The sequence below is a fragment of the Streptomyces sp. NPDC006435 genome, from assembly GCF_040612315.1.
Classification (GTDB): domain Bacteria; phylum Actinomycetota; class Actinomycetes; order Streptomycetales; family Streptomycetaceae; genus Streptomyces.
Map to the genome: position 1 here is coordinate 16,538 of NZ_JBEXPY010000046.1, position 23,434 is coordinate 39,971.

Consider the following 23,434-nt stretch of genomic DNA (forward strand, 5'->3'; position numbering starts at 1 on the left):
TCGCCGGTCGTGCCTACGCCTTGCGGAGCCGGGCGACGATGCCGTCGAGGTCGCGCTTGAACAGGTCGGGGCGGACGAAGTGGCCGCCGGGCACCTCGTGCCACTCGTGCGGGATGTTCGCCTTGCCCAGCAGGCTGCGGAACTCCCGCTGACCGGCCAGGACCTGGGTCTCGTTGGCCGTGTCGAACCAGTTGATCGGGTCGGGGCTGGTGCCGGCGACCATGAAGACCCGCTTGTTGCGGTAGCTCTCGATCCGCTGGACCGGGTTGTCGGCGCTGACCCGGGCCTCGTCCCACAGCGGTGCGCCGTAGACCGTGCCGCCGCCCAGTTCGACGGCGGCGGAGGACACGTTGGCCCAGTGGGTGACCAGGCCGAAGTCGCGGCGCAGGCTGGCCGGACCGGAGTGGGCGCTGACCGAGGCGAAGTGGCCGTAGTACTTGGCCGCGTACTTCAGCGCGCCGAAGCCGCCCATCGAGAACCCGGAGACGGCACGGCCGTTGTACTCGGCGTACGTACGGAAGTTCGCGTCGATCCACGGGAGCAGCTGGGCGATGTGGAACGTCTCCCAGTTTCGGGGGCCGACGTTGGAGCTGACCGGGTTGGAGTACCAGCCCGCGTGCCCGCCGTCGGGCATCACGACGATGATCGGCTTGCCCGCGGTCCAGTCGCGGATGCCCATGCGGTCGAAGGTGATGAAGTCCTGGTCGGTGCCGCCGCCGTGGAAGAGGTAGAGGACGGGGTAGGTGCGTCCGCTGGTGTGGTAGCCGTCGGGGAGCAGGACGTTGACGCCCGGGTTCCAGCCGATCGCGTCGGTCTGGAAACGGTAGTACCACATGCGGCTGTTGCTCTCGTTGCGGTCCACGATGCGCAGCCCGAAGCCGTCTCCCGCCGCCTGGGCCGCGGTCGCGGTCCCGAGGACGCCGGCCCCGCCGAGGGCCGCCGCGGCGGAGAGCCCGCCGACGGTCTTCAGGACACTTCTGCGGGTGGGGCGGTGCTCGCTCAAGATGACCTCCTGGTAGGGGGAGAAGGGGGAGAAGGGGGAGAAGGGGGGAGGGGGGGGAGGGGGGGAGGGTGGGGGGTCAGTTGTCGGTGATCCAGGTGCCCCTGTCGGGGTTCCAGTGGATGGTGGCCTTCTGGAACTTCTGCGCCTTGCCGCCGCCCGCCTCGTCGGTCTCGTCGGTGAGGGGGTAGCCGAGTGCGGCCTCGTGCCCGGCGGCGTGGAAGGCGTCGTAGATCGCGCCGTGGACGGTGTGGGTGCCGGTCTGCGGGGACCAGAGGAACAGGCCGCGTTCGAAGAACTGGTAGCGGCCCCGGGTGCCGTCCGGCGCCGGTGCGGCGTCCGCCTCGTCCATGGTGGGGAATCCCCAGCGGCGTTCCGCGTCCGTGTCCCAGAACTTCTGCAGGATGTCGCCGTGGACCGCGTGGGCCACGTCCGGGTGCCAGATGATGATGCCGTTGCGGAAGAGCTGGAAGCGTCCGCCGAGCGAGGAGTTCTCCTCGGCGCGGACCGGGGCGCCGAGCGGTCCGCCGCTGCCGCCCATGGCGGTGTACTTCGCGCCGATCGTGCCGTACGGCCGGAACGCCTCGGCCATCAGCTCCCGGGCGTAGCCCTCCGCCTGGCCGTAGCGTTCCGGGTACGCGGAGCGCTGGACGGCCTGGGCCAGCTCGCCCGCGGTGGCCCAATCGGGCTCCATCTGCTGGGCCACCTCGAAGAACTTGTTCGCCGCGTAGTCGACGTCGAGGCACTGGGCGGGCTGGCACCAGCCCATCGAGGGCCGCTGCTGGAAGACGCCGAGCGAATCCCGGTCCCCGCAGGCCAGGTTGTTCATGCGGGACTCGACCCAGCCCGTCTCGAACCCGGCGAGCATCACCTTGGCGGACACGCCGCGGCGCTGCCCGACCTCGTACACCTTGCGGGTCACCGCGATGTCCCGGTTCGCCGGGATGTCGCAGAAGAGTTCGGCCGGGGCGGAGTTCCCGAGAGGGCCCGGTACGCCGCCCGCGTCCTGCGCGAACGCCGTCGGGTTGCCGAGGCCGGACATGGCCACGGCGATCAGCAGGACCGTTGATCTCCACATCACTCGTCGTCGTTCGGTCGAGCCACGCACGTGTCTGCTCCTTCGCGTCGGAACGGCCTTGTGCGGCCCGTCGGCCGGCGGTCCGCAAGGTAGTCACGGGGTGGCCGTCCGGCACATCCGGAACGATCCGGAGTGACAGCCGACGGAGCGGGCGCCGACACTCACCGCACGGGCGGCCGGGGCGACTTCGGCGGCGCGCAGTCGGGTACTCGGGGGTGGTCCGTCGTGCGCACGGCGGGCAGCCAGGCCGAGGCGCGGTCGGAACCGGCCGGCAGCCGGACCCGGTACCACTGGGTGGAACTCGCGTCGGACTCGTCGATGATGGGCGTCCCCCGGGGGAGGCGGCAGTAGACGGCGAGGACGTCGTCGTGCCACACCCGGGTCGGAACAACGTTGTCGATGGTGTACGGCCGGAGGGGGTCGATCGCCAGGCCGAGGCTGCACTGCGGTCTCCGGTCGGTACGGCCCCGGCAGTCGTCGTCGGCGTTGAACACCCGGAGCCGTCCGGCCGGTTCGCCGAGCGCGCCCGACGCGGCGTCGCCGACGGCGTGCGACCAGACCGTCGCGGCCACCGCGCACACCGCGACGGCCACGGGTGCGGCACGGAACCACCGGCGGCGACGTGCCGGGCGGGGCGTACGTGTCGAACGGGGCGTACGTCCCGGGCGGGGCGACAAGGGTGACAGCGACGGTGACGACGGCGATGGCGTCGGGCGGGACGACGGCGACCGTGCGGTGATGCGTGCCAGGACGCTCTCGGCGCTGTGCTCGGCGCGTTCGGCGTGGGTCGGGGCCAGGCAGTCGATGGCCAGGGCGCGCCAGAACGGCGGCAGCGCGCTGTCGATCCGCAGCGGCGTCCGCCCGGCGGCGTACTCCTGGACCGCCGCGCCGCGCGCCGTCGGCGTCGCGCCGGGGAACGGCGAGGCGCCGGACGCGAACGCCTCGTGGATCATGATGCCCAGGGCCCAGATGTCGGCGCTGGGACGGACCTCCACGCCGTGTTCGCCGAGCGGGGCCCGCCAGCGCTCGGGCGGGAGGTAGTCCGGGGTGCCCATCGGCGGCGCGTACCCGTGGGTGCCGTCGGTGCCGGTCAGTTCGGCGGCGAGGCCGAAGTCGGACAGCCGGGGCGTGCCGTCGGCCATCAGCAGGATGTTCTCCGGCTTGAGGTCGCCGTGCACCCAGCCGCTGCGGTGCAGATGGGCCAGGCCCTCGCAGATCCCGGTGAACAGCCGGGCCACGTCCGTCTCCGCGACCCCGGCGTCGAACACCTCCCGCAGGCTGCGTTCGGCCCGCTCCATCACCAGCACGATCGCCCCGTCCAGGAACGCCCGGTCGGGATCGTTGAGCACGACGGAGTCCAGCAGGCGGATCAGCCCCGGATGCCCGGCCCGGTGACCGAGTTCGACCTCGCGCCGGGCGGTCTCCGCGACCTTGCGGGCCTGACGCGGCGCGAGTCCCGCGGTCGGCAGGAACTTGAGCGCGACCTCCACCGGTTCGTCGGCCGGTTCATCGATCGGCTTCTCCGCCGGGCCCTCGACCGATCGACCCGCGTAGACCGTCGCCCAGCCGCCGGACGCGATGGGCCCGGTGACCTCCCAGCGGCCGACCCGGTAGCCGCGCGGGAGCGGCTCCGTGTGGTCGCTCCCCGATGTGTCGCCCCGCGCATGCACCGTTTCCGCCTCCGGTCCCCCGCCCGCACCGATGCGTGCCGCCGCACACGGTGGGCCCGCGGCATTCCATGGGTCCGCGGCTCTTCGTGATCCTGCCGCAGCGTCCCGGGACCTCGCAGCGTTTCGCGGGTCAACGGCCCAACTACCCGTGCTGCAACGCCACTTGGGTTGCTTTCCCCGCTACCTGGGGTGGGTGGCGGTCCGGGGCGGGAGCAGCGCCAGGTGCTCCTCCCGTACGAGTCCGAACCGCAGCGCGATCCCGACGAGCGCCTCCCGTTTCCCGTTGCGGCGCGCTCCTCCCGGTCCGTTCCCGGCCGGGGTGCTGATCCGCATCTTCTCCTCGGCGAGGTAGTCGATGTGCGAGCTGACCGCCCGTGCCCGCAACCGACCGCATGCGGGGTGCCCCCGGAGCCGTTCGACGATCTGCGGGGTGGTCGGGACCGCGACCGGCGATTCGTCGCGCAGCCGCGGTTCGCAGAGCGCGACCAGGACCAGGAAGTACAGGGCCGTCTCGTCCAGCGAGTACGCCATGACGGTGCGGCCGTCCCACGGGCCCGCCGGGCCGTCGGGGTCCAGGTAGACGTGGTCGGGGGCGAACACCTGGAAGGCGACGGTGGTGTCGCGGCGGGTGGGCAGCACGACCCGGGAGAACTCGAAGGGGATCGGGGCGCCGGCCCGGCGGGGCGGGACCCGCAGGTACTCCCCGGCCCCCTCCGGGTTCTCCACCAGGTAGCTCTGGGTCGTGCTGTGGTTGCTGAGCTGCCAGTGGTCGTCCGTCACCCGGATCTCACCGGCCAGTCGCGAGATGGCCTCGTCGTCCAGGCGCAGTTCGACCGGGATCGTCGCGGAGCCGCGCCCGAAGCGCGCCGTTTCCCCCGGGCCGAGCCGCAACGTCACCGGGGCGCCGCACGGCGATCCTCCGCCGACACCGCCCCGCTGCGGCAGATAGATCACTATCCCGCTCAGTGCCCCCACCTCGCCCCGTGTCGGGTGACTCCCACGCTCTCGAACGCTACCCATCCCACCGGCCGCCGCACCGGATTCAGCTCCTTGCCCCCGCCCCGTCCCCGTCGACGGGTTCGGCGAAGTGGTCGAACTCGCCGGCCACGACACCCTTGGCGAACGCCTCCCACTTGGCCCGGGTGGTGGTGACGACGTTGGCGGGGTCGCCGGTCTCCCGGAGCAGGACGAGCCCGTCCGGCCCGAAGGCGATCTCGATCCAGGGACCGGGCCCCTCCGCGTCCTCGGGCGCGGCCCGGACCCAGGTGAGGCCGTCGGGGGTGCCGGGGCCGGGGGTGTCAGTCACGGGGGAGGCCCGCCTTGACGGCGTGTACGAGGGCGGCCCAGGCGGCGGGCGTGGTGCGGAGCACCGTCCCGGCGGGGTCGCCGGATTCGGTGAGCCCGACCGTGCCGGGGGCGGGGGCGGCCACGTGTATGCATGCCTCGCCCTGCGCGCAGTGGGACGACTTCTGCCAGGCGTACGCGGACATCTCGGCTCCTTTCACAGGCCGTCGGGGATGCCGGGGCCGGGGGTGTCAGTCACGGGGGAGGCCCGCCTTGACGGCGTGTACGAGGGCGGCCCAGGCGGTGGGCGTGGTGCGGAGCACGGTCCCGGCGGGGTCGCCGGATTCGGTGAGCCCGACCGTGCCGGGGGCGGGGGCGGCCACGTGTATGCAGGACTCGCCCTCGCCGCAGTACGAGGACTTCTGCCACAGGTGAGTCGGCAACTCGGATCCCTTCACAGGTTCTGGGCGATGTTGTGTATCAGGTCCCGCGACTGGGAGACGCCCAGGGCAAGGGACTCCAGCCGGGACAGGACCTGGCGGTATTTGTGGAGTTGGGCTTCGGCGTCCAGGAGGACGATGCCGTGTGCCTGGTCCAGCTGGACGGTGTCCAGCTGCGGAACGGGGCCGTGGACGTAGTAGACGGGCTGGCCCGCTCCTGGGTATCCGCCCGCCTTGAACGGCACCACTTGGATCGTGATGTGCTCGCGCTCGCTCATGGCCAGGAGATACGCCAGTTGTTGCCCGGCCACGGTCGATCCGCCGAATTCCATGTGCAGGGCTGCTTCGTGGATGACTGCGCGGTACGGAAGCGGGTTCTCCCGGAGGACGACGTTCTGACGCTTGATGCGAAAGGACAGTCGGTGCTCGATCTCCGGAGGGGACAGGGCGGGCACGACCTGGCGGAAGACCTCGCGTGCGTGGTCCGGGGTTTGCAGCAGTCCGGGCAGTCCGGCCGTGTGCGAGGTGTGCAGCGCGGTCCCGTGGTGTTCGAGTTCTGCCAGGTCCAGCAGGCCACGGGAGAGGATCTCGCGATACTCCTCCCACCAGCCGCGTCTGCGATCGCCGGTCATGGCGGCCAGCGCGTTGACCAGTTCGTGGTCCGGGCATTCGTAGTGGCAGGACAGCGTCCGCACCCGCTCGGCGCTGACGCCGTAGCGGCCGGCTTCGATGTTGCTGATGCGGGCCTGGTTGCCGCCGATGACCTTGGCCGCCTCGGTCGCGGTGATCCCGGCGCGCTCACGCAACTTGCGGAGTTCCGCGCCCAGCCGTTGACGGCGGGCCGTCGGCGTGGTGCTGGCTGACATCACTTGCTCCCCGGATTGGTCACCCACACGAGGGTATCTGGAATGCATTCCAAGAATTTCATGGAATGTATTCCATGTTGAGCCTTAGCCTGTGTCTCAGGCCACCCGCCCGGAAGCACCCCGCTCGACGGAGCGACCTCGTCACCGGGCACATCGAAGCGCAACCTTCAACCTCCCTCCGTGAATGGAGACTTCCATGGCCGGTTCCACGGTATCCCCGCCCTGGACGTACACACTCCAACTCCCGCAGGATCCCCGCGCCCCCGGCGTCGCCCGTGCCACCCTGCGCAACGTCCTTCGCGTGCACGGCATGCGCGAACTGACCGAGGTCGCCGAACTGCTGGCGAGCGAGCTGGTCACCAACGCCTACCTGTACTCCTCGGGCCCGTACTCCCTGCGCCTGCGCGACGCCGGGCGCAGCCGGGTCCGGCTGAGCGTGTGGGACACCGACCCGTACATCCCCGCCCCCTTCCACCGCAGCGCCCCGACCCCGGACGAACTGGCCGAACGCGGCCGGGGTTTGTACCTCGTCACCCTCTACGCGGAGCGCTGGGGCGCCCACCTCATGCGGACCGGGCTGCCCGGACAGGGCGGAAAACTGCTCTGGGTGGAATGCGAGGGAAAGGAACGGGAGGGGTGAGGAAGGAGCGGAGCCAGGAGAAACCCGCGTGGAATGATCCTGAACCGCTCACAAGCAACAGAGAAAGCAGGGGAAGTTGTTTCGTCGAATACTGAGCTGGGTCGCCGCGTTCGCGGCGGTACTGGGTGTGATGGTGGCGGTCGCGCCCGCGGCGTCGGCCGCGGACACCGAGGCGATCGCCAAGTCCGCCGGCCAGAAGTGGGTACTGCTGTCGGAGGCCACCGGCAAGTACGTCTCCGCCGAGATCAATGACACCGGAAACCAGTGGGCCAAACTGCGCGCCCGGAGCGACAAGCCGGGCGCCTGGGAGCGGTTCACGCTGCACACCGATGACGAGGGCAAGACCGTCAGCCTGAGATTCGAGGCCAGCGGTTACTTCGCCAGCACCGAGATCGAGGACGGCGGTACCCACAACGGGATGCTGCGGGCCCGCGGTGCGAACATCGGCAGCTGGGAGCGGTTCACCCTCCAGTCGCTGGGTGACGGGAAGTACGCGCTGCTGGGGCAGGCGGAGGACATGTACGTCTCCGCGGAGGCGAACGACACCGGGAGCGATTACGGGCTCCTGCGGGCCCGTTCCGAGAAGGTGGGCTCGTGGGAGCGGTTCACCCTGGAGAAGGCCGGTGCGGCCGGGATCCAGGAGGGCGAGAAGGATTCCGGAGAAGCCGTACCGCCGGCCGCCGGACCGGCCGCCGCGTCCGTGGCGCAGGTCATGTCCTGGAACGTCTGCGGCAACATCAACACCGTGAGCCCGTGCAACGGCGGAAAGCCGATCGGCAAGGACGCCCTCGCCGCGGGCATCAAGGACCGCATGGACAAGGCCGCGACCTACCCGGACGTGATCTTCTTCCAGGAGTTCTGCGAGAAGCACGCCAAACCGGTCGAGCTGAAGCTGGAGGAGGGCCCCTACGACTGGGACGTGCGCTTCGCGCCGGTCACCTACAACGTCGACGGGACCGGCCTGAAGGCGCAGAAGGAGTGCATGGACGCCGACGGGTACGACCGGGGGGCGTACGGCGTCGCCATCGCGGTGCCCGACGAGAACTCCTGGTACCAGGCGTACGAACTGCCGTCCCCGAAGACGTACGTGAACGACAAGGGCGTGACCCGCAAGGCGGAGCAGCGTGCGGCGATCTGCGCGAGCGTTCCCTCCCAGGCCGCCATGTATTGTTCCGCGCACTTCAGTACCGGCGGCAAGAACTGGGACGACCCCGAGCGCGAATGGCAGCCGAAGCAGGCCGCGATGCTCATGGAGAAGGCCGACCAGAGCGGCTACCGGCCGGTCTTCGGTGGTGACCTGAACGTGAGCCCGCCCGCCCGGGGCTTCAGCGCGCTGACGCCGATGTACGACCGGTACCAGGAGTGCGACGAGAGGAACGGCGTCTACGACGGCGACGACACCAAGGACGGCGAGAAGATCGACTACATCTTCAGCCCCTACTCGTTCAGCGCGTGCTCGGTGCAGACCTACGTCGGACTGTCCGACCACTACTCCATCCACGGCACGGTGGCGCTGCCCCCCAAGTGACCGGCATCCCGGTCCGGGCACGCCCCGGACGGTAGCCCTTTATCGCGGGCGACGCCGGCACCGCGAACGACGCCGAGGGCCCGGATTCACCATCGCGGTGGTTCCGGGCCCTCGACGCCGGGGGACGGGGTGGGACGTACGACGGAGGCGTGGGGCAGGGGTGGCGCGCCCCGCGGCATCCGTCGTACGGCCCGGTTCAGTGGGGCGTGATCAGCCCGCGGACTCCATGGAGCTCACGGCCTCGGCGATCGAGCTCTGGTACAGGCCCAGCTTCGGGTTGTCGACCTTGACGTCCGGGCCGAGCGGGAAGTTCTGGGTGTCGGCGTTGGCCATGTGCTCGCCGTCGGCCAGCACGCTCATCTCGTTGACCCAGGTCACACCGTTCTTGCCGCCCGGGTTGAGGTCGATCACCGCGATGGCGGCCGTCCCGGGCTTGACCGCGTACGCGGGGGCGCCGCCCAGGCCGCCGGGAACCGCCGGCTTGATGTCGCCGCTGTGGTCCGTGGCGTTCTCGGCACCCAGGCTGACCTGCGGGAAGTAGCTCAGGCCACAGGAGTCCGCACCGATGTTGTTGACCTCGATCACGTGCTGGGTGGTCGAGCCCTCGCGGGGGTACACGCGGAACGACAGGTAGTCGCTCTTGCACGGGTGCTTGTAGGCGTAGCTGTCGCTGGTGTTGCCGCCGCCGCTCGCGGCGCTGCCGCCGGAGCTGTCCGACTTCCCGGAGGAGGAACCGGCGCTCTGCGAGGAACCGGCGTTCTGCGAGGAGCCGCCGGTCTTCGAGGTGCCCTCGGAGTCCGTGCCCTTCGAGGCGCCGCCGGTCTTCGAGGTGTCGGTGGAGGCGGTGGCCGACGCGTCGCTGCCCGCAGTGCCGGCGGACTGCGTGCCGTCGTCCCCGTTGCAGGCGGTGAGGGCCAGGGTGAGGACGGCGGTGACGACACCGAGAGCGGCGGTGTTCTTGCGGGTGCGGAGCGTACGCATGGAAATTCTCCCAGGACGAGGGGTGAGGCAAGGCCCGGATCCTGCGGCTAGCCGCTCTCTCTGACCTCTTGACAACTAAAGCTTCCTGTGGATCGCTCACGTTCTGCTGACGTCTCACTGACGTCCTGCTGACGTTTTCGCGGTCGGTTTTCGGACAGCCCGTTTTCCCGGGTTCGGGCGCCCGGCGCGGGGCGGGTGCGAAAAGCGGTGGCGCGGGTCCGGGGGCCCTGCCAGGCTTCACGCATGACTCAAGGAATCGAGACCCACTCCGCCCGTTGAGCGCCCAGGAAGAGCGCAGCGCGCTCGTCCCCCGGCCCTCGCTGTACGCCTATGCCCTGCGCCTCCATCGCGGAGAGCCCGGCGGCAGGCTCCCCGCAAGGGGTTACGAACTTCCGCCCCGGCTGAAACTCACCCGGAAGAGACCGAGGTGGGCCGAGGCCTGCGAGGCCCTGGAAGCCGTACTGAATCCCTGGCTGACGCTTCCGGACGACGCGGCTCCCGACGAGGCCCGTCCGGGCCGGGGCGACGTCGCACGGGCCGCCGAGGAGATCCACCGGGGCCTTCGTGAACTGAAGGTCCGTGACCGCCACGTCCAGTACGTGGTCTCCGGGGCGACCATCGACGACGAGGACCGGGCCCGTGCGCTCGGCCGTTGCCTGGTGCGTACGGGAACCGCCCCCCTGCCCGTCTGTGTCGGCCTCGCACTCCTCGCCCGCTTCGGCGAGCCGGAGGACGTGCCGTATCTGAAGGTCCTCGGGCAGCTGCGGGATCTGGCCGACCTCGCCGTCCTGGCACTCGACGGCATCGACCGGCCCATGGCGGCCCTGGTCTGGCTGGGCCATTACATCGAGGAGCCCGAGCAACGCCCTCTGGTCGACGCCCTGGCGACGGGTGACGAGAACGCCGTCCTGCGATGTCTGGTGGCCCTTCCCCGGGGCATGCGGAGCAGCGGGACCACGCGCGTCCGCAGGATCATCGAAGCCACCCGGCTCGTCGACGTCCTACGGGCACAACGGCTTCCCGAGGACCCGTCGGCCGCCGAACTGCTTGCCTGGTCCGGTCAGTTGCTGCTCTGGACGGCGAGCCTGCACGACGACCGGGCGGAGATCCTCCGTTACCCGGAAGCGATGGACGCGTACGGGGCGTTCGTCGCGCACGCCGCCGAACTGCCGCCCGGCGTCGACCACTACGCGCTTCTGCTGTCCGTCGCCCTCGAACTGCACGGTGGCCCGAGCCGGCTGCTCGACTGGGAGCCCGGCCGGCGCGAGGCGTTGCTGGACGCGCTGGAATCCGTGCTGGACCGGCCCGAATGGAAGGCCGTCGTGCCCGACGGCGACCCCGAGGAGAGCCGGAGCCCCGGACCGGACCCGGAGTCCGATGCGGCAGCCGAGCACCGCCTGCGGGTGGACTGGATCCGGCGGACGGCACGGCGGCCGTTCCGGCGGGTCACCGGACCGGAGGAGAGGTTGAGGTTCGAGTGCTTCGAGCGCGATCCCGGGGACTGGGGCGGCGCCGAGACGCGCATCCTGCTCGACGGGCGTCCCGTGGTGCCGGAGGTGTTCGACCGGGGGCCCGCCAACTCCCCGGTCCATCTGCTGGACGGCGGCCTCCTGCGGGCCACGGACGAACCCCGGGAGGTGCAGCTCGCCGAGGCGTACTGCGCCGAGGGCTGTTGCGGGGCGCTGTACGTCACCATCCGCAGGGACGGGGACCAGGTCGTCTGGTCCGACTGGCGCCTTCCGGCCTGGTGGGACTCGCCCGAGCTGCCCGAGCGCCGCTTCGACGCCGCCGCGTACGACGCGGAGGTCGCGCGGGCCGAGAACGACCACTCATGGGCCTCGCCGGCCTACCGGACCGCCCGGCTGATCGCCGCCGGTCTGCGCGACCGGCCGGACCTGCTCACCCGCTGGGACGTCCGACTGCACTGGATCAGCAGCGATTTCCGCGACCGGGACTGCACCGACGTCTCTCTCCTGTACCGCACGGAACCGGACAGCGGACAGGGGTCGGACAGCGGGCAGGGGCCGGACACCGGGCAGGGCCGGGAGGAGGACTTCCGGCGACAGCGCATGTGGCACATCCCGGTTGACGGCGCCTCACCCGAGGAGCGGGCCGCCGCCGCACTGCGACGCCTCGCCACGGAGGACCCGAGGACGTACGGCCGAGGGGGGTGAGGGGTGCCCCCAATGACCCGTAACGGGCTGGTCGGTGGCGGTACGGGATGGGCCGGGCAGCGACGTTGAGTCCGGCATTGGGTCCTGGGGCCCATGCCGTGCCCTGGTCAGGTGTGGTCGCATGTCGATACCAGGGGGAGAACTGTCGCTGCGCCCATTTACAAACTGGGGAGACCCGCCGTGTCCGGCATACGAGTATTAACGGTACAGGGTGGTGCCGACACGGGCACCGCCGAGGTCCCTCCGGGCAGACAATCGCTGTCGCGCTCCTTGCAAGCGGTGCTGATTCTCGTCCGATTGCTCTTCGTCGTCACGGTCGTCGGCGCGTTCGACGCGCTGACCGTGGCCTCGTCGATCGATGCGGTGGACGGTCGGCTGCTGGGCATGGTGCTGTACGCGTCTCTGCCCGGCATCACGGGGTTCGTGCTGTCGTTCCACCTGCGCACCGGAGGGGTCTGGATCCGGCGCGGGCTCGTCGCCGTGCACGCCTGGCTCCTCCTCGGGGCGCTGGCGACGCTGAACGACGCGGAGAACGGCCGGGGCGTGACGCAGCTGGTGCTGCCCGTCGTCGTCCTCGTCCTGCTGTCCCGGGCCCAGTCGCGTGCCTGGTTCAGGCTCGCTCCCGAACAGCGCGCCGAGAAGCAGCGGTTCAGCTTCGTGCGGATGGCCAAGTGGCGTCGTGACACCGGGCAGACCGCGATGGAGTACCTGGGCATGATCCTCGTGGTCGTGGCCCTCATCGGCGGGCTCGTGGCCACGGGGATCGGCGGTCAGCTGACCGGCGAGATCCGGAACGCCATCTGCCAGCTGACCGGAAGCGCCTGCGCGCCGCCCGGCGGCGACGTGGTGGCCGGCGAGGGAAGCGGCAGCGGGAGCGGCGGTGGTGGCGGCGGTGACGGCGCGACTTCCGGGTCCGGTACCGAAGGCGCGACCGTGACCGGTGGTTCGGGCTCGTCCGGCGGCAATGGTTCCGGGGGCAACGGCTCCGGTTCCGGCGGCAATGGTTCCGGGGGCAACGGCTCCGGTTCCGGCGGCAATGGCTCCGGCGGCAATGGCTCCGGTGGCTCCGGCTCCGGTGGCGCGGACACGACCGGCGGCTCCGGCTCCGGCGGTTCCGGCTCGACCGGTGGCTCGGGTGGCTCGGGTGGTTCCGGTGGTTCCGGCGACACCAGCGGCTCCGAAGGCACCGGTGGTTCGGAAGGAACCAACGGTTCTTCTACAGAGGTCAACGCGGGTAGACAAAATCCGGTCGACGGTTCCACCGGCGAATCCGAGGGCGGTTTCCTCTCCGGCGTCGTCGGCGACGACGGCCTGATGGGCGACATCACCGGGGCGATCGACACGATCGCGCACCCCGTGGACACCGTGAAGGGCGTCGTCGACCAGTACTCCCAGGCCGCGAAGAAGGCCGGCGGCAAGTGGGACAAGGGCCAGTTCATCGCCGCCGCCTGGGACGCGAGCAAGGGCGGTGGCGCGTTCACCGGGATGCCCGGTTCCGGTACGCGCGTCGATGCCGCGGTGGGGGAGTCGGAGCGGAAGTACCTGGAAGAGCGCATCCCGAACAACGCCAACGCGGCCGCCCGCGAGTTCTGGTGGAACGGGATGACCCAGGAACAGCGCGACCGTTACCTGGACCTCTTCCCGGAGAAGATCGGGATGATGGACGGGATCCCGGCGGCGGACCGGGACGCGGCGAACCGCAAGAACCTGCCGAACCTGATCTCGAAGCTGGAGGGGCAGACCGACAAGGAGTCCCAGAAGAAGCTCGCCGGGCTGCGGGAGATCGAGCGGCAGCTCAAGGAGGGCAGCCAGCCCCCGATGTACCTCATCGGGATCGGTGACGAGGGCAACGGGCGGGCCATCGTCTCCTACGGCAACCCCGACACCTCGAAGAACGTGTCGGCCTACGTGCCGGGGCTGAACACCGCCCTCGACGAGGAGTTCGCGAAGAGCGGCCTCAAGCGGGCCCGTGACACGGCGATCGGCGCCCAGGGCTACGACCCGTCCAGCGCGGCGATCGTCTGGCTCGGGTACGACGCGCCGCAGACGCCGGACGGGCTGCAGAGCCTGGCGGTCGCGGGCACCGGGCGTGCGGAGAAGGGCGGTGCGGCGTACAACGAGTTCATGAGCGGCATCGTCGCCACCAACCGGACCGGTGACCCGCACATCACGGCCATCGGGCACTCCTACGGCTCGCGTGCCGTGGGTGCCGCGACCCAGCACCCGGGCGGCATTCCGGGGGTGGACGACATCATCCTGGTCGGCAGCCCCGGTGTGGGCGTGGACAACGCCGCGGACCTGGGCGTCGGTGCCGGGCACGTCTTCGTGGGCGCCGCGCAGAACGACCCGGTGACCAAGCTCCCGTCCAAGACGCAGGTGGTCGTGGGCGCGATCGGTATGGTGCTGGGCGGACCGGCCGGCTCCTACGTCGCGGGGGATCTGGCCGACCCGGGCGACGACGACCTCTGGTTCGGCAAGGACCCGGCGAGCAAGGCGTTCGGGGCCAGGCGGTTCCCGGTCGACCCGGGCAAGCCCATGAGCTTCGACTCGCACTCCAACTACTTCACCCCGTCACGGGACGCCGTCTCCGCGGACAGCATCGCTCTTATCGTGTCGGGGCATGCCGACCGGCTCAAGATTGAGGAGTACCGATGAGGCGCAAGTTCCAGATCGCGACGGTGGCGCTGGTGGTCGGCCTCGCGCTGTCCGGTTGTGGCAGCGAGCAGGCCGGGTCGGGTACGAATGGCAGGACCGGTGCGGCCAAGGGCGTCACGGACACCGGGAGCGCCAGGAGCGACAACGGCACCAAGGGGAACGGCATGGACATGCAGGAGGCTGCCGAGACGTCCGACGGCATGCTCGACGCCGTGCTGAAGAAGATCGACCCCGAGGTGCAGTGGGCGCACGGTCCGACGACGAAGGGCAGTTGTGACGTGACGCGCAGGCGCACCGTCATGACCGTCGTGTCGGCGGACCGGCGCCAGGACTTCCTGGACCAGGTCGAGAAGTTCTGGCGCGAGAGCGACTACCGGATCAAGGCGAAGAACACCGACGAGGTGTTCCCGGCGGTCTACGCGCAGACGGACACGGGCTTCGGCATCAGCGTGAGCGTCCGTGCCAAGGGGCAGGTCTTCTTCGAGGCGGACACCCCCTGCGTGAAGGAGTCGAAGGTCGCCGAGCCGAAGTCGCAGCCGAACGGGCCGGCGTACAAGGGGGTCTACCCCCTGCCGAGTCCCAACGTCCGCTCCGACTACTGGTCGGCCTGACGACTGATCCGATGCGCCGGGCGGGACGAACGGTCCCGCCCGGCGCATCGGGCTGTACGGGGCCGTGCGCCCGCCGGGCCGCCCCCTGAGCCCCGTACGGCCTCCCCGTGCGCCGGCCGTGACGACCCGTGCGCCGGTCATGACGCCCGATGGAGCGGAATGCCCGTCAGGTGCGCCCGAACGAAGGGTCGGTGCCCCGGAGTGCCGAATCGATGCGCCGGAACGGCGGGTCGGGGGCCCCTGTGACCCGGTTGACTCGTACACACCGTCGAAACCGCCCATGAACCCGTCCCCGATGGGGGATGGTTGAGGGGTGCGCAAATTCTGGGTGGTCGGTGGCATCGGTGCGGGCGTGTCCATGTCCTTCGTGGCACTGCTCGTCGTCGGTACGTACTCCGCCGCCGCCGGACTCGCGAGTTCCGGCGGCGGCGGAGCCGTCGCGCTGGCCAAGGGGGCGGTGCCCGCCAAGTACCAGTCGCTGGTGGAGAAGTGGGGCAACCTCTGCCCCGCCATCAATCCGGCGCTGCTGGCCGCCCAGCTGTACCAGGAGAGCGGCTGGAACCCGCGGGCGGAGAGCCACGCCGCCGCGCAGGGCATCGCCCAGTTCATCCCGGGCACCTGGGCCGGGCACGGGATCGACGGCGACAAGGACGGCGACCGGGACGTGTGGGACCCGGCCGACGCGATTCCCTCCGCCGCCTCGTACGACTGCGAACTCGCAGGTTATGTGAAGAAGGTGCCGGGGGACCCGACGGACAACATGCTGGCCGCGTACAACGCCGGCGCGTACCGGGTGATCCGGGCCGGCGGCGTCCCGGACATCGAGGAGACGCGCAACTACGTCGACATCATCCGGTCCCTGGAGAAGAGCTTCGCCCGGCCCGTCGGGCGGGTGCAGCCCTCGCAGCAGGCGGCCGGGGCGATCTACTTCGCGCAGAAGAAGCTCGGCACGCCGTACCTCTGGGGCGGGAACGGCACGCCCGAGCAGAACGGGCGGTTCGACTGCTCGGGGCTGACCCAGGCCGCGTACCGGACCGTCGACATCGAACTGCCCCGGGTGGCGAACGACCAGTACAACGCGGGGCCGCACCCCTCGCGGGACGAGCTGCTCCCGGGCGACCTGGTGTTCTTCTCGGAGGACCTGACCAACTCGCGGGCCATCCACCACGTGGGCATCTACGTCGGGGGCGGGTACATGATCAACGCTCCGTACACCGGGGCCGTGATCCGGTTCGACAAGATCGACACCCCCGACTACTTCGGGGCGACGCGGGTCACCAAGGACGGGGCCGCGGCCCTCCCGAAGACCCGGCCCGCGGCATGACGCGGCGACGGCGATGGCCGGAACTCTCCGTGAAGCCTGGGCCCTGAGCTGCGGTGATGAGTCTCTCTTCGATAACGTCATGGTGATCATTCGGTGGAGAGAGGAACGCCTGCACGGAGGAGGTCGTTCCCTGGATGGACCGGGGCGGCGGCGCACCGACCGAGCGACGCCCGCCGGGGAAGCCCTCACGGGCGGAGCGGGCGAGAAGCACCGATCCACGCAGCAGTGATCCACGCAGTGATCGAACCGACACGGGGGTTCGTCAGAGCGGGCACACGGGTGTGTCCGCGGCAGCAGACAAGACAAGGGGCCGCGTCAGATGGCTGGACTCGCAGTGGATGGGTCGAACCCCGACGTCAGCCTGCTCTACGACATCAACGGACTCGCGAAGTCCGCTCCCACCTGGTTCGACCGGGTCATGGAGTTCGTCGGCGAGTACGGGATCATGCTCGGCATGGTCCTGGTGGTCCTGTGGTGCTGGTGGAGCGTGCGCCGGCGCGGCACGGCCGACGACTCGGTGACGGCGGTCGCCGGGATCGTCTGGGCACCGCTCGCCGCCGGGATCGCGCTGCTGATCAACATCCCGATCCGCGGATTCGTGGAGCGCCCCCGCCCGTTCAAGGACCACCAGGGGCTGGACGTCCTGGTGACGGGGAAGACCGACTTCTCCTTCGTCAGCGACCACGCCACGATGGCGATGGCCCTGGGCGTCGGGCTCTTCGTGGCCAACCGGAAGTTCGGCTTCGCCGCGATCGGGCTGGCCCTGGCGGAGGGCTTCTGCCGGGTCTACATGGGCGTCCACTACCCGACCGACGTCATCGGCGGATTCGCGCTCGGCACGGCCGTCGCCCTGCTGCTGGCCCCGCTGGCGATGATGCTGCTGACGCCGCTGGTGACGGCCGTCGCGCGGGTGGACCGGTTCGGGTGGCTCGTGCGCTCGCGCAAGCAGACGCAGGTCGCCCCGGCCACCGGGCGGGCCGGGACGTTCGGGATTCCCGAGCCGCGGCCGGGCACGGGCGGCGTCGGCGGCGAGAAGGACCTGGCGGCGTAGGACCGGGTACGGGCCCGCAGGACCGGGTACGGGTACGGCCCCCGCAGGGCGGCCTGGTACGGGTACGGCCCCGCAGCACACGCAGGACCGGGTACGGGTACGGGTACGGCGCCGCGGGGCCGGGTGCACGGGTCGGTGAGAACGGCCGACGGGCGGCTTCCCGAAAGGGGAGCCGCCCGTCCTCGTACCCGCCCGTCCGTGCCCGTTCCCGTTCGCGGGGCGCCCGTGACCGGGTGTCGGGGGGCCGCGGAGTCAGAGGGCCTGCGGGAAGGAGAAGAGGCGCCCGGGGTCGTACTGCTTCTTCAACCTGGTGAGACGGTCCGCCGCCGAGCCGTAGTAGGCGCGGCGCCAGTCGGTCAGCGTCGGGTCGGTGTAGTTCTGGTACGCCGCCCCGGATGCGTACCGGCGCATCGACACATGGGTGTTTTTCAGCCAGTCCTGCTGGGCGCTGCCCGCCGTGCCGGGGTCCCAGGCCCCGATGTACTGGGCGAGCACGCGCGCGCCGCGGTGGACGAAGGCCGTCGCCTGCGGGGAGACCCGGTTGACGGCCCCGCCGAGCGCGGTGAGCGCGATGGAACCGGCGCCCCCGCCCCGCGACGAGGGGATCCGGGTGAACGCCTCGGCCCGGTCGAGCAGGGCCTGCACGCCCGCCGGGGGCAGGGAGCGTTCGTAGAAGTCGGAGGCGGCGGCGTAGGTCTCGCGGCCGAGCGTGCCCTGCGGGGTGCGGCCGGGCGTCGTGCCCGGCAGCCGGCACTGGTTCTCGGATATGCCCGAACAGCCCGCGTACACCAGCATCGACTCCTCGTAGCCGCGGCGGCGCAGCGAGACGGAGGAGGCCGGGGCGCCGATCCGGTCGGCGAGGCGGTCCACGGCGTTCTGGAGGTCGCCGTACGTGCCGAGGCTGAACGCGGCGACCGAGACGGTCGGGGTGACGCCGCCCGGCCCCGCGTCGAGATGGGCGGCGGACCAGATCTCGTCGGGCTGGGACGGCCCCCACTCCTGCCAGGCCGTGACGACGGACCGGGCGCGCGACCACGGCCACGACATGTAGGCGGTGACGGTCTGCGGGGCCGGGCTGGTGCGGAAGGTCAGCTCGGTGACCACGCCGAAGTTGCCGTTGCCCGCGCCGCGCAGCGCCCAGAAGAGGTCCGGGTGGTTCCCGGCGTCCGCGGTGAGGGTCTTGCCGTCGGCCGTGACGAGGGTCGCCGAGGTCAGGCTGTCGCAGGTCAGGCCGTATGCGCGGGCGGTGACGCCGTGTCCGCCGCCGAGGGTGAGGCCGGAGATGCCGACCGTGGGGCAGGAGCCGCCGGGGATCGTCCGGCCGCCGCGGGCGAGGTTCCGGTAGACGTCGATGAGCTTGGCGCCCGCCCCGATCGTGCCGTTCCGCTCGACGCGGGACAGCGTGGAGACGTCGATGACGAGGTGTCCGTTCCCGCTCGACCAGCCCGCGTACGAGTGGCCGCCGCTGCGGATGGACACCGGGGTGCCGGTGCGGCGGGCGAAGGCCAGGCACTCGCGGATGTCCGCCTCGTGGCCGACATAGGCGACGGCGGCGGGCTTCAGGCCGTCGAAGCGGGTGTTGTAGAGCTGACGGGCGGTCGGATAGGACGCGTCCTGCGGCCGGACGAGGTTGCCGTCGAGGCCCTCGGCCAGGGCGGACCAGTCGGCGGACCCGGCGGAGGCGGTTCGCGACGGGGACGACGGGACGGACGGGGTGGGCGAGGCGGGGCGCGGGCCCGGGGTGCCGGAGGCGCCCGGGGCGGGAGCGGGCGGGCCGCCGCACGCGGTGGTGGTGACGCCGGCGAGGGCCGCCGCGGCGCCCGCGGTGAGCAGGGTGCGCCGGGCGGGCGGGGACGGCGGGGTCATCGGGTCTCCGATTCATGACGCGCATGGGCCGGCCGACCGGTGGGCGGTGGGGCCGGGCGTGGGGGAACGGCGGAACGAGTCAGGGACGGGGAGGTACAGGGAAGGGGAGGGAGAGAAGAAGAGGGGAAGAGGGGCGGTGGGTTCAGGGGGCCGCCAGGTGTTCCGCGGCGTCCGTGCGGGCGCGGTCCCTGGAGCGACGGGCCGGGCCGTACCAGCCGCAAACGCAGCGGGCGGTGCAGAAGGAGCCGCGTTCCACCGTCGTCGGTTCGTGCGCGACGGGTGCGGGGGTGGGGGGAAGCGGGAGGACCTCATCGGCGTGTCGGTCGTACACCCGTCCACGGTACTGGTCACGGCCCTCTGAGGTGAGGCCCGTGGGAACGGCGTGACGGGGGACACGGGGCGTCGTTAATCCGGAACGAACGGGCCTCTCGGGCAAGCGTTACATCGTTGGGGGTTGGCAGGCGATGCTGGTGCAGCAGCACAGGTCCAAGGGTGGTGCGCGGGCCGTCTGCGCCCTTGCCGTGGCGGGCGTGATGGCGGCGACCGGCGGGTGCTCGGGCGGCGGTGGCGGCGACCGGGCCGTGGCCGACGAGCGGGGCCGGGCCGACTCCCTCGACGCGGTGCACCGTGCGGCCGCGGTGCTCGCGGGCACGGTGACCGGCACCGGTACGGCGATCATGTCCGGGGCCGCGGCCGGTTCCAGGGCCGCCGGTTCCGGGGCCGCCGCCGGGAGCGCCGAGGTGCGCACGACGATGGAGACCGCGGCGGGCGGTACGCGGGTGACGATCCGGGGCCGGGGCGTGTACGACTTCCGCCACCGCACGGGCCGGCTCACGGTCGTGCTGCCCCAGGGCGCCGCGGGCACCGCCGAGCACCGCCCCATCACCGAACTGATGGCCCCCGGCGCCCTCTACATGATGAACCGCGGCGCGGGGGTGCCCGCGGACAAGTGGGTCAGGGTCGACACCACGACCCTGGCGGACGGCAATCTCGTCACCGGCGGGGTGACCGACCCGATGGCCGCCGCCGAACTGCTGCGCGGGGCGGACCGGGTGACGTACGTGGGCAGGACCGTGCTCGACGGGGTGCCCGTGCGGCACTACCGGGGGACGGCGGATCTCGGGCGGGCGGCGCGGGAGGCCGCGCCGGAGTCGCGCGGGGCGCTGCGCGCGGCGGCGAAAGGGTTCCGCAGGGACACCGTGCGGTTCGACGCGTACCTCGACGACCAGGGGCGGCTGCGCAAGGTGCGCCACCGGTTCGGCTTCGCCGACGAGGGGCCCGCGGTGGAAGTGGTGTCGACCACACTGCTGTCCGGGTTCGGGGTGCCGGTCTCCGTACGGCTGCCGGACGGCCGCGACATCTACACCGGACGCATCCGGCAGCGCTGACCTGGCACGGAGCCGGCGGTCACCGCGGGCGCGGACCCGGACGAGGGGCGGCGGCGGGGGCGCGAGGGGACGGGAATGGGCATGCCGGCGGTGCGAAATGGTCCGTCCGTGCCATGCGCGACGCATGGTCCGCTCCCTACGCTGGTGCCGGGACCGGCGCTGCCCGCCGGGCGGGCACCGGCAATTCGGCGACGGCAGTGAGAGGTGAGTGACGTGATGACGCTCGGCGCGCCGACCGTGTCCGACCATGTGGCCCTCGCCGAGATCGAGCTCTGCGGCGAGCTGATGATCGCCGCCTCGGCCGCGATCGGGGAGCGGCTCAGCCCGGACCGCATCGACGAGGTGCTGGAAGTGCGCGTGATCGCCGAACGGGCCGCCGTCCCCCGGCAGGGCGATCGCCGGGGGTGAGGTGCGGGGCCGTGGCGGACGCGGGGCGGCAGGCTCTCAGGTGCGCAGCAGCCGGGCGATCGCCTTCGTGGCCTCCTCGACCTTGGCGTCGATCTCCTCCCCGCCCTTGACCGCCGCGTCCGCGACGCAGTGCCGCAGGTGCTCCTCCAGCAGCTGGAGGGCGAAGGACTGGAGCGCCTTCGTGGACGCCGAGACCTGGGTCAGTATGTCGATGCAGTAGACGTCCTCGTCGACCATGCGCTGGAGCCCGCGGATCTGGCCCTCGATCCGGCGCAGCCGCTTGAGGTGCTCGCTCTTCTGGTGGTGATAGCCGTGTATGCCGTGGTCGTGATCGGTGACGACCGATTCGGTTTCGGCGGCGGCGGTGGTTCCGGCGGTCTCGGTGGTGGTCATTACTGCCTCCCTTTTTCTCTCTACCCTGCCGTTCATATACCCCTGGTGGGTATATCCTAACGAATTCCTCTGAAACGTGACCGGGGGCCCGTGCCGATCGCGGTGTTCGATGCGCGACACTGAAGAATGCCGGTTAGCCGTGGCCGGATGATGCGCCTAGCATCAGCCTGACCGAATCCAAAGCACCCCGAGGACCCCACGTGCGCTTTCGTCTGACCCCCAGGGAGACGAGCTTCTACGACATGTTCTCCGCCTCCGCGGACAACATCGTCACGGGCTCGAAACTCCTGATGGAACTGCTCGGGGCGGACTCTGCCTCCCGGGCCGAGATCGCGGAGCGCATGCGGGCAGCGGAGCACGCGGGGGACGACGCGACCCACGCGATCTTCCACCAGCTGAACTCCTCTTTCATCACGCCGTTCGACCGCGAGGACATTTACAACCTCGCATCGTCGCTCGACGACATCATGGACTTCATGGAGGAGGCCGTCGACCTGGTCGTGCTGTATCAGGTCGAGGAACTCCCCAAGGGCATCGCCCAGCAGATCGAGGTGCTGGCCCGCGCGGCCGAGCTGACCGCCGAGGCGATGCCGGGGCTGCGGACGATGGACAACCTCACCGAGTACTGGATCGAGGTGAACCGCCTGGAGAACCAGGCGGACCAGATCCACCGCAAGCTGCTCGCCCACCTCTTCAACGGCAAGTACGACGCCATCGAGGTGCTGAAGCTCAAGCAGATCGTGGACGTGCTGGAAGAGGCTGCCGACGCGTTCGAGCACGTCGCCAACACGGTGGAGACCATCGCGGTCAAGGAGTCCTGAACCACGTGGACACCTTTGCGCTGATCGTGACCATCGGGGTCGCGCTCGGCTTCACGTATACGAACGGCTTCCACGACTCGGCGAACGCCATCGCGACGTCCGTCTCCACGCGCGCGCTCACCCCGCGCGCGGCACTGGCGATGGCCGCGGTGATGAACCTGGCCGGCGCGTTCCTCGGCAGCGGTGTCGCCAAGACCGTCAGCGAGGGCCTGATCGCGACGCCCGAGGGCCAGAAGGGGATGGGAATCCTCTTCGCCGCGCTCGTCGGCGCGATCATCTGGAACCTCGTCACCTGGTACTTCGGGCTGCCCTCCTCGTCCTCGCACGCCCTGTTCGGCGGCATGGTCGGCGCGGCGCTCGCCGGCGGGACGATGGTGCACTGGGACGGGGTGCTCGACAAGATCGTCATCCCGATGTTCCTCTCGCCGGTCATCGGCCTGGTCGTCGGCTATCTGGTGATGGTCGCGATCATGTGGATGTTCCGGAAGACCAACCCGCACAAGGCCAAGCGCGGTTTCCGGATCGCGCAGACGGTCTCGGCGGCGGGCATGGCGCTCGGCCACGGTCTGCAGGACGCGCAGAAGACGATGGGCATCGTGGTGATGGCCTTGGTCATCGCCGACGTGGAGAGCCCGAGCGATCCGATCCCGGTCTGGGTGAAGCTGGTCTGTGCGCTGATGCTCTCGCTGGGCACGTACGCGGGCGGCTGGCGCATCATGCGCACGCTCGGCCGCAAGATCATCGAGCTGGACCCGCCGCAGGGCTTCGCCGCGGAGACGACCGGCGCGTCGATCATGTTCGGCTCGGCGTTCCTGTTCCACGCACCGATCTCCACGACGCACGTCATCACCTCCGCGATCATGGGTGTGGGCGCCACGAAGCGGGTCAACGCGGTCCGCTGGGGCGTCGCCAAGAACATCATCCTGGGCTGGTTCATCACGATGCCGGCCGCGGCCCTGGTCGCCGCCGCGAGCTACGGCGTCGTGGTGCTGCTCTTCGGCTGAGGCCGACCGGAACGGACCGGAACGGGTACGGGGCGAGGCTCCCGTACGAAGGCCGGAAGCCACGGGGTCCGGAACGGTCGCGGAGTCCGGGGACGGTACGGGGCGAGGCCCCCGTACGGAGCACGGCGGAGAAGACGGGTCCGCCCCGCTCCCTTCACGGGGAGCGGGGCGGACCCTTTGCCTTACGGGTGGCACCGCCATGCAGCACCCAAAGGCAGTCTGGGGACGAGGCCGGTTCGCCGGAGGGGTGGG

General features: G+C 71.0%; 23 protein-coding genes. 11 read left to right on the forward strand and 12 right to left on the reverse strand.

All coding sequences use genetic code 11. The features are described 5' to 3' along the window. Positions 1 to 13: 13 nt before the first annotated feature. From ABZZ04_RS32020 to ABZZ04_RS32055, 8 genes are all read right to left on the reverse strand, one after another. Positions 14 to 1,003, reverse strand: a complete 990-nt coding sequence (locus tag ABZZ04_RS32020; RefSeq protein WP_356935733.1) for an esterase family protein — start codon at positions 1,001 to 1,003, stop codon at positions 14 to 16. Between the two features lie 76 nt (positions 1,004 to 1,079). Further along, positions 1,080 to 2,042: a hypothetical protein gene (locus ABZZ04_RS32025; protein WP_356935766.1), complete on the reverse strand. Its 963-nt coding sequence runs from the start codon at positions 2,040 to 2,042 to the stop codon at positions 1,080 to 1,082. A gap of 197 nt (positions 2,043 to 2,239) precedes the next feature. Then, on the reverse strand, positions 2,240 to 3,748 hold the full coding sequence (locus tag ABZZ04_RS32030; RefSeq protein WP_356935734.1) for a serine/threonine-protein kinase: 1,509 nt from the start codon (positions 3,746 to 3,748) through the stop codon (positions 2,240 to 2,242). A gap of 180 nt (positions 3,749 to 3,928) precedes the next feature. After that, on the reverse strand, positions 3,929 to 4,714 hold the full coding sequence (locus tag ABZZ04_RS32035) for a serine/threonine protein kinase (RefSeq protein WP_356935767.1): 786 nt from the start codon (positions 4,712 to 4,714) through the stop codon (positions 3,929 to 3,931). A 76-nt stretch (positions 4,715 to 4,790) separates the two neighbouring features. Next, a complete protein-coding gene (locus ABZZ04_RS32040) occupies positions 4,791 to 5,054 on the reverse strand; it encodes a DUF397 domain-containing protein (RefSeq protein WP_356935735.1) in 264 nt (87 codons plus the stop codon). Next, a complete protein-coding gene (locus tag ABZZ04_RS32045) occupies positions 5,047 to 5,238 on the reverse strand; it encodes a DUF397 domain-containing protein (protein WP_356935736.1) in 192 nt (63 codons plus the stop codon). The genes ABZZ04_RS32040 and ABZZ04_RS32045 overlap by 8 nt, the downstream gene beginning before the upstream one ends. 45 nt (positions 5,239 to 5,283) lie before the next feature. Beyond that, positions 5,284 to 5,475 (reverse strand): DUF397 domain-containing protein, encoded by a 192-nt coding sequence (locus tag ABZZ04_RS32050; RefSeq protein ID WP_356935737.1) that lies wholly within the window; start codon positions 5,473 to 5,475, stop codon positions 5,284 to 5,286. An 11-nt stretch (positions 5,476 to 5,486) separates the two neighbouring features. Further along, positions 5,487 to 6,338, reverse strand: coding sequence for a helix-turn-helix transcriptional regulator (locus ABZZ04_RS32055; RefSeq protein WP_356935738.1), 852 nt, complete (start codon positions 6,336 to 6,338; stop codon positions 5,487 to 5,489). A gap of 196 nt (positions 6,339 to 6,534) precedes the next feature. Between ABZZ04_RS32055 and ABZZ04_RS32060 the strand changes: the two genes are divergently transcribed. Together ABZZ04_RS32060 and ABZZ04_RS32065 are read left to right on the forward strand one after the other, a co-directional pair. Next, positions 6,535 to 6,978 (forward strand): ATP-binding protein, encoded by a 444-nt coding sequence (locus ABZZ04_RS32060; RefSeq protein WP_356935739.1) that lies wholly within the window; start codon positions 6,535 to 6,537, stop codon positions 6,976 to 6,978. Positions 6,979 to 7,054: 76 nt separating this feature from the next. Continuing rightward, positions 7,055 to 8,506, forward strand: a complete 1,452-nt coding sequence (locus ABZZ04_RS32065; RefSeq protein ID WP_356935740.1) for an endonuclease/exonuclease/phosphatase family protein — start codon at positions 7,055 to 7,057, stop codon at positions 8,504 to 8,506. A 210-nt stretch (positions 8,507 to 8,716) separates the two neighbouring features. On the opposite strand, the gene ABZZ04_RS32070 is transcribed toward ABZZ04_RS32065, so the two are convergent. Continuing rightward, positions 8,717 to 9,487, reverse strand: coding sequence for a DUF4232 domain-containing protein (locus ABZZ04_RS32070; protein ID WP_356935741.1), 771 nt, complete (start codon positions 9,485 to 9,487; stop codon positions 8,717 to 8,719). 275 nt (positions 9,488 to 9,762) lie between these two features. On the opposite strand from ABZZ04_RS32070, the gene ABZZ04_RS32075 reads away from it, so the two are divergent. The 5 genes from ABZZ04_RS32075 to ABZZ04_RS32095 all read left to right on the forward strand — a co-directional run bounded on the left by ABZZ04_RS32075 (position 9,763) and on the right by ABZZ04_RS32095 (position 17,302). Next, positions 9,763 to 11,661, forward strand: coding sequence for a hypothetical protein (locus tag ABZZ04_RS32075; RefSeq protein WP_356935742.1), 1,899 nt, complete (start codon positions 9,763 to 9,765; stop codon positions 11,659 to 11,661). A 279-nt stretch (positions 11,662 to 11,940) separates the two neighbouring features. After that, a complete protein-coding gene (locus tag ABZZ04_RS32080) occupies positions 11,941 to 14,316 on the forward strand; it encodes an alpha/beta hydrolase (RefSeq protein ID WP_356935743.1) in 2,376 nt (791 codons plus the stop codon). Next, positions 14,313 to 14,927, forward strand: a complete 615-nt coding sequence (locus tag ABZZ04_RS32085) for a hypothetical protein (protein WP_356935744.1) — start codon at positions 14,313 to 14,315, stop codon at positions 14,925 to 14,927. Before ABZZ04_RS32080 ends, ABZZ04_RS32085 begins: the two co-directional genes overlap by 4 nt. Positions 14,928 to 15,240: 313 nt before the next feature. After that, positions 15,241 to 16,251, forward strand: coding sequence for a bifunctional lytic transglycosylase/C40 family peptidase (locus ABZZ04_RS32090; protein ID WP_356935745.1), 1,011 nt, complete (start codon positions 15,241 to 15,243; stop codon positions 16,249 to 16,251). Positions 16,252 to 16,570: 319 nt separating this feature from the next. Further along, positions 16,571 to 17,302, forward strand: a complete 732-nt coding sequence (locus ABZZ04_RS32095) for a phosphatase PAP2 family protein (protein ID WP_356935746.1) — start codon at positions 16,571 to 16,573, stop codon at positions 17,300 to 17,302. Positions 17,303 to 17,554: 252 nt separating this feature from the next. On the opposite strand, the gene ABZZ04_RS32100 is transcribed toward ABZZ04_RS32095, so the two are convergent. Next, complete coding sequence (locus tag ABZZ04_RS32100; protein WP_356935747.1) at positions 17,555 to 19,168, reverse strand: FAD-binding oxidoreductase; 1,614 nt, start codon at positions 19,166 to 19,168, stop codon at positions 17,555 to 17,557. Between the two features lie 142 nt (positions 19,169 to 19,310). Further along, a complete protein-coding gene (locus ABZZ04_RS32105) occupies positions 19,311 to 19,499 on the reverse strand; it encodes a hypothetical protein (RefSeq protein ID WP_356935748.1) in 189 nt (62 codons plus the stop codon). A gap of 133 nt (positions 19,500 to 19,632) precedes the next feature. On the opposite strand from ABZZ04_RS32105, the gene ABZZ04_RS32110 reads away from it, so the two are divergent. Both ABZZ04_RS32110 and ABZZ04_RS32115 read left to right on the forward strand, forming a co-directional pair. Then, positions 19,633 to 20,556: a hypothetical protein gene (locus ABZZ04_RS32110; RefSeq protein ID WP_356935749.1), complete on the forward strand. Its 924-nt coding sequence runs from the start codon at positions 19,633 to 19,635 to the stop codon at positions 20,554 to 20,556. Positions 20,557 to 20,772: 216 nt separating this feature from the next. Further along, a complete protein-coding gene (locus tag ABZZ04_RS32115; protein ID WP_356935768.1) occupies positions 20,773 to 20,964 on the forward strand; it encodes a hypothetical protein in 192 nt (63 codons plus the stop codon). Positions 20,965 to 21,000: 36 nt separating this feature from the next. On the opposite strand, the gene ABZZ04_RS32120 is transcribed toward ABZZ04_RS32115, so the two are convergent. Then, entirely contained in the window at positions 21,001 to 21,357 is a 357-nt protein-coding gene (locus ABZZ04_RS32120; protein WP_356935750.1) for a metal-sensitive transcriptional regulator, read from the reverse strand. 200 nt (positions 21,358 to 21,557) lie between these two features. Between ABZZ04_RS32120 and ABZZ04_RS32125 the strand changes: the two genes are divergently transcribed. Both ABZZ04_RS32125 and ABZZ04_RS32130 read left to right on the forward strand, forming a co-directional pair. Further along, positions 21,558 to 22,178: a DUF47 family protein gene (locus ABZZ04_RS32125; RefSeq protein WP_148837112.1), complete on the forward strand. Its 621-nt coding sequence runs from the start codon at positions 21,558 to 21,560 to the stop codon at positions 22,176 to 22,178. A 5-nt stretch (positions 22,179 to 22,183) separates the two neighbouring features. Beyond that, positions 22,184 to 23,182, forward strand: coding sequence for an inorganic phosphate transporter (locus ABZZ04_RS32130; RefSeq protein WP_283852999.1), 999 nt, complete (start codon positions 22,184 to 22,186; stop codon positions 23,180 to 23,182). Positions 23,183 to 23,434: the final 252 nt, after the last annotated feature.

What these genes read in the sequence shown, in the direction of transcription:
- ABZZ04_RS32025 (WP_356935766.1), bottom strand. Translation starts at nt 2,042, where the DNA reads ATGTCCGGCCTCGGCAACCCGACGGCGTTCGCGCAGGACGCGGGCGGC.
- ABZZ04_RS32045 (WP_356935736.1), bottom strand. Translation starts at nt 5,238, where the DNA reads ATGTCCGCGTACGCCTGGCAGAAGTCGTCCCACTGCGCGCAGGGCGAG.
- ABZZ04_RS32055 (WP_356935738.1), bottom strand. Translation starts at nt 6,338, where the DNA reads ATGTCAGCCAGCACCACGCCGACGGCCCGCCGTCAACGGCTGGGCGCG.
- ABZZ04_RS32060 (WP_356935739.1), top strand. Translation starts at nt 6,535, where the DNA reads ATGGCCGGTTCCACGGTATCCCCGCCCTGGACGTACACACTCCAACTC.
- ABZZ04_RS32070 (WP_356935741.1), bottom strand. Translation starts at nt 9,487, where the DNA reads ATGCGTACGCTCCGCACCCGCAAGAACACCGCCGCTCTCGGTGTCGTC.
- ABZZ04_RS32085 (WP_356935744.1), top strand. Translation starts at nt 14,313, where the DNA reads ATGAGGCGCAAGTTCCAGATCGCGACGGTGGCGCTGGTGGTCGGCCTC.
- ABZZ04_RS32095 (WP_356935746.1), top strand. Translation starts at nt 16,571, where the DNA reads ATGGCTGGACTCGCAGTGGATGGGTCGAACCCCGACGTCAGCCTGCTC.
- ABZZ04_RS32100 (WP_356935747.1), bottom strand. Translation starts at nt 19,168, where the DNA reads ATGACCCCGCCGTCCCCGCCCGCCCGGCGCACCCTGCTCACCGCGGGC.
- ABZZ04_RS32110 (WP_356935749.1), top strand. Translation starts at nt 19,633, where the DNA reads ATGCTGGTGCAGCAGCACAGGTCCAAGGGTGGTGCGCGGGCCGTCTGC.
- ABZZ04_RS32115 (WP_356935768.1), top strand. Translation starts at nt 20,773, where the DNA reads ATGACGCTCGGCGCGCCGACCGTGTCCGACCATGTGGCCCTCGCCGAG.
- ABZZ04_RS32120 (WP_356935750.1), bottom strand. Translation starts at nt 21,357, where the DNA reads ATGACCACCACCGAGACCGCCGGAACCACCGCCGCCGCCGAAACCGAA.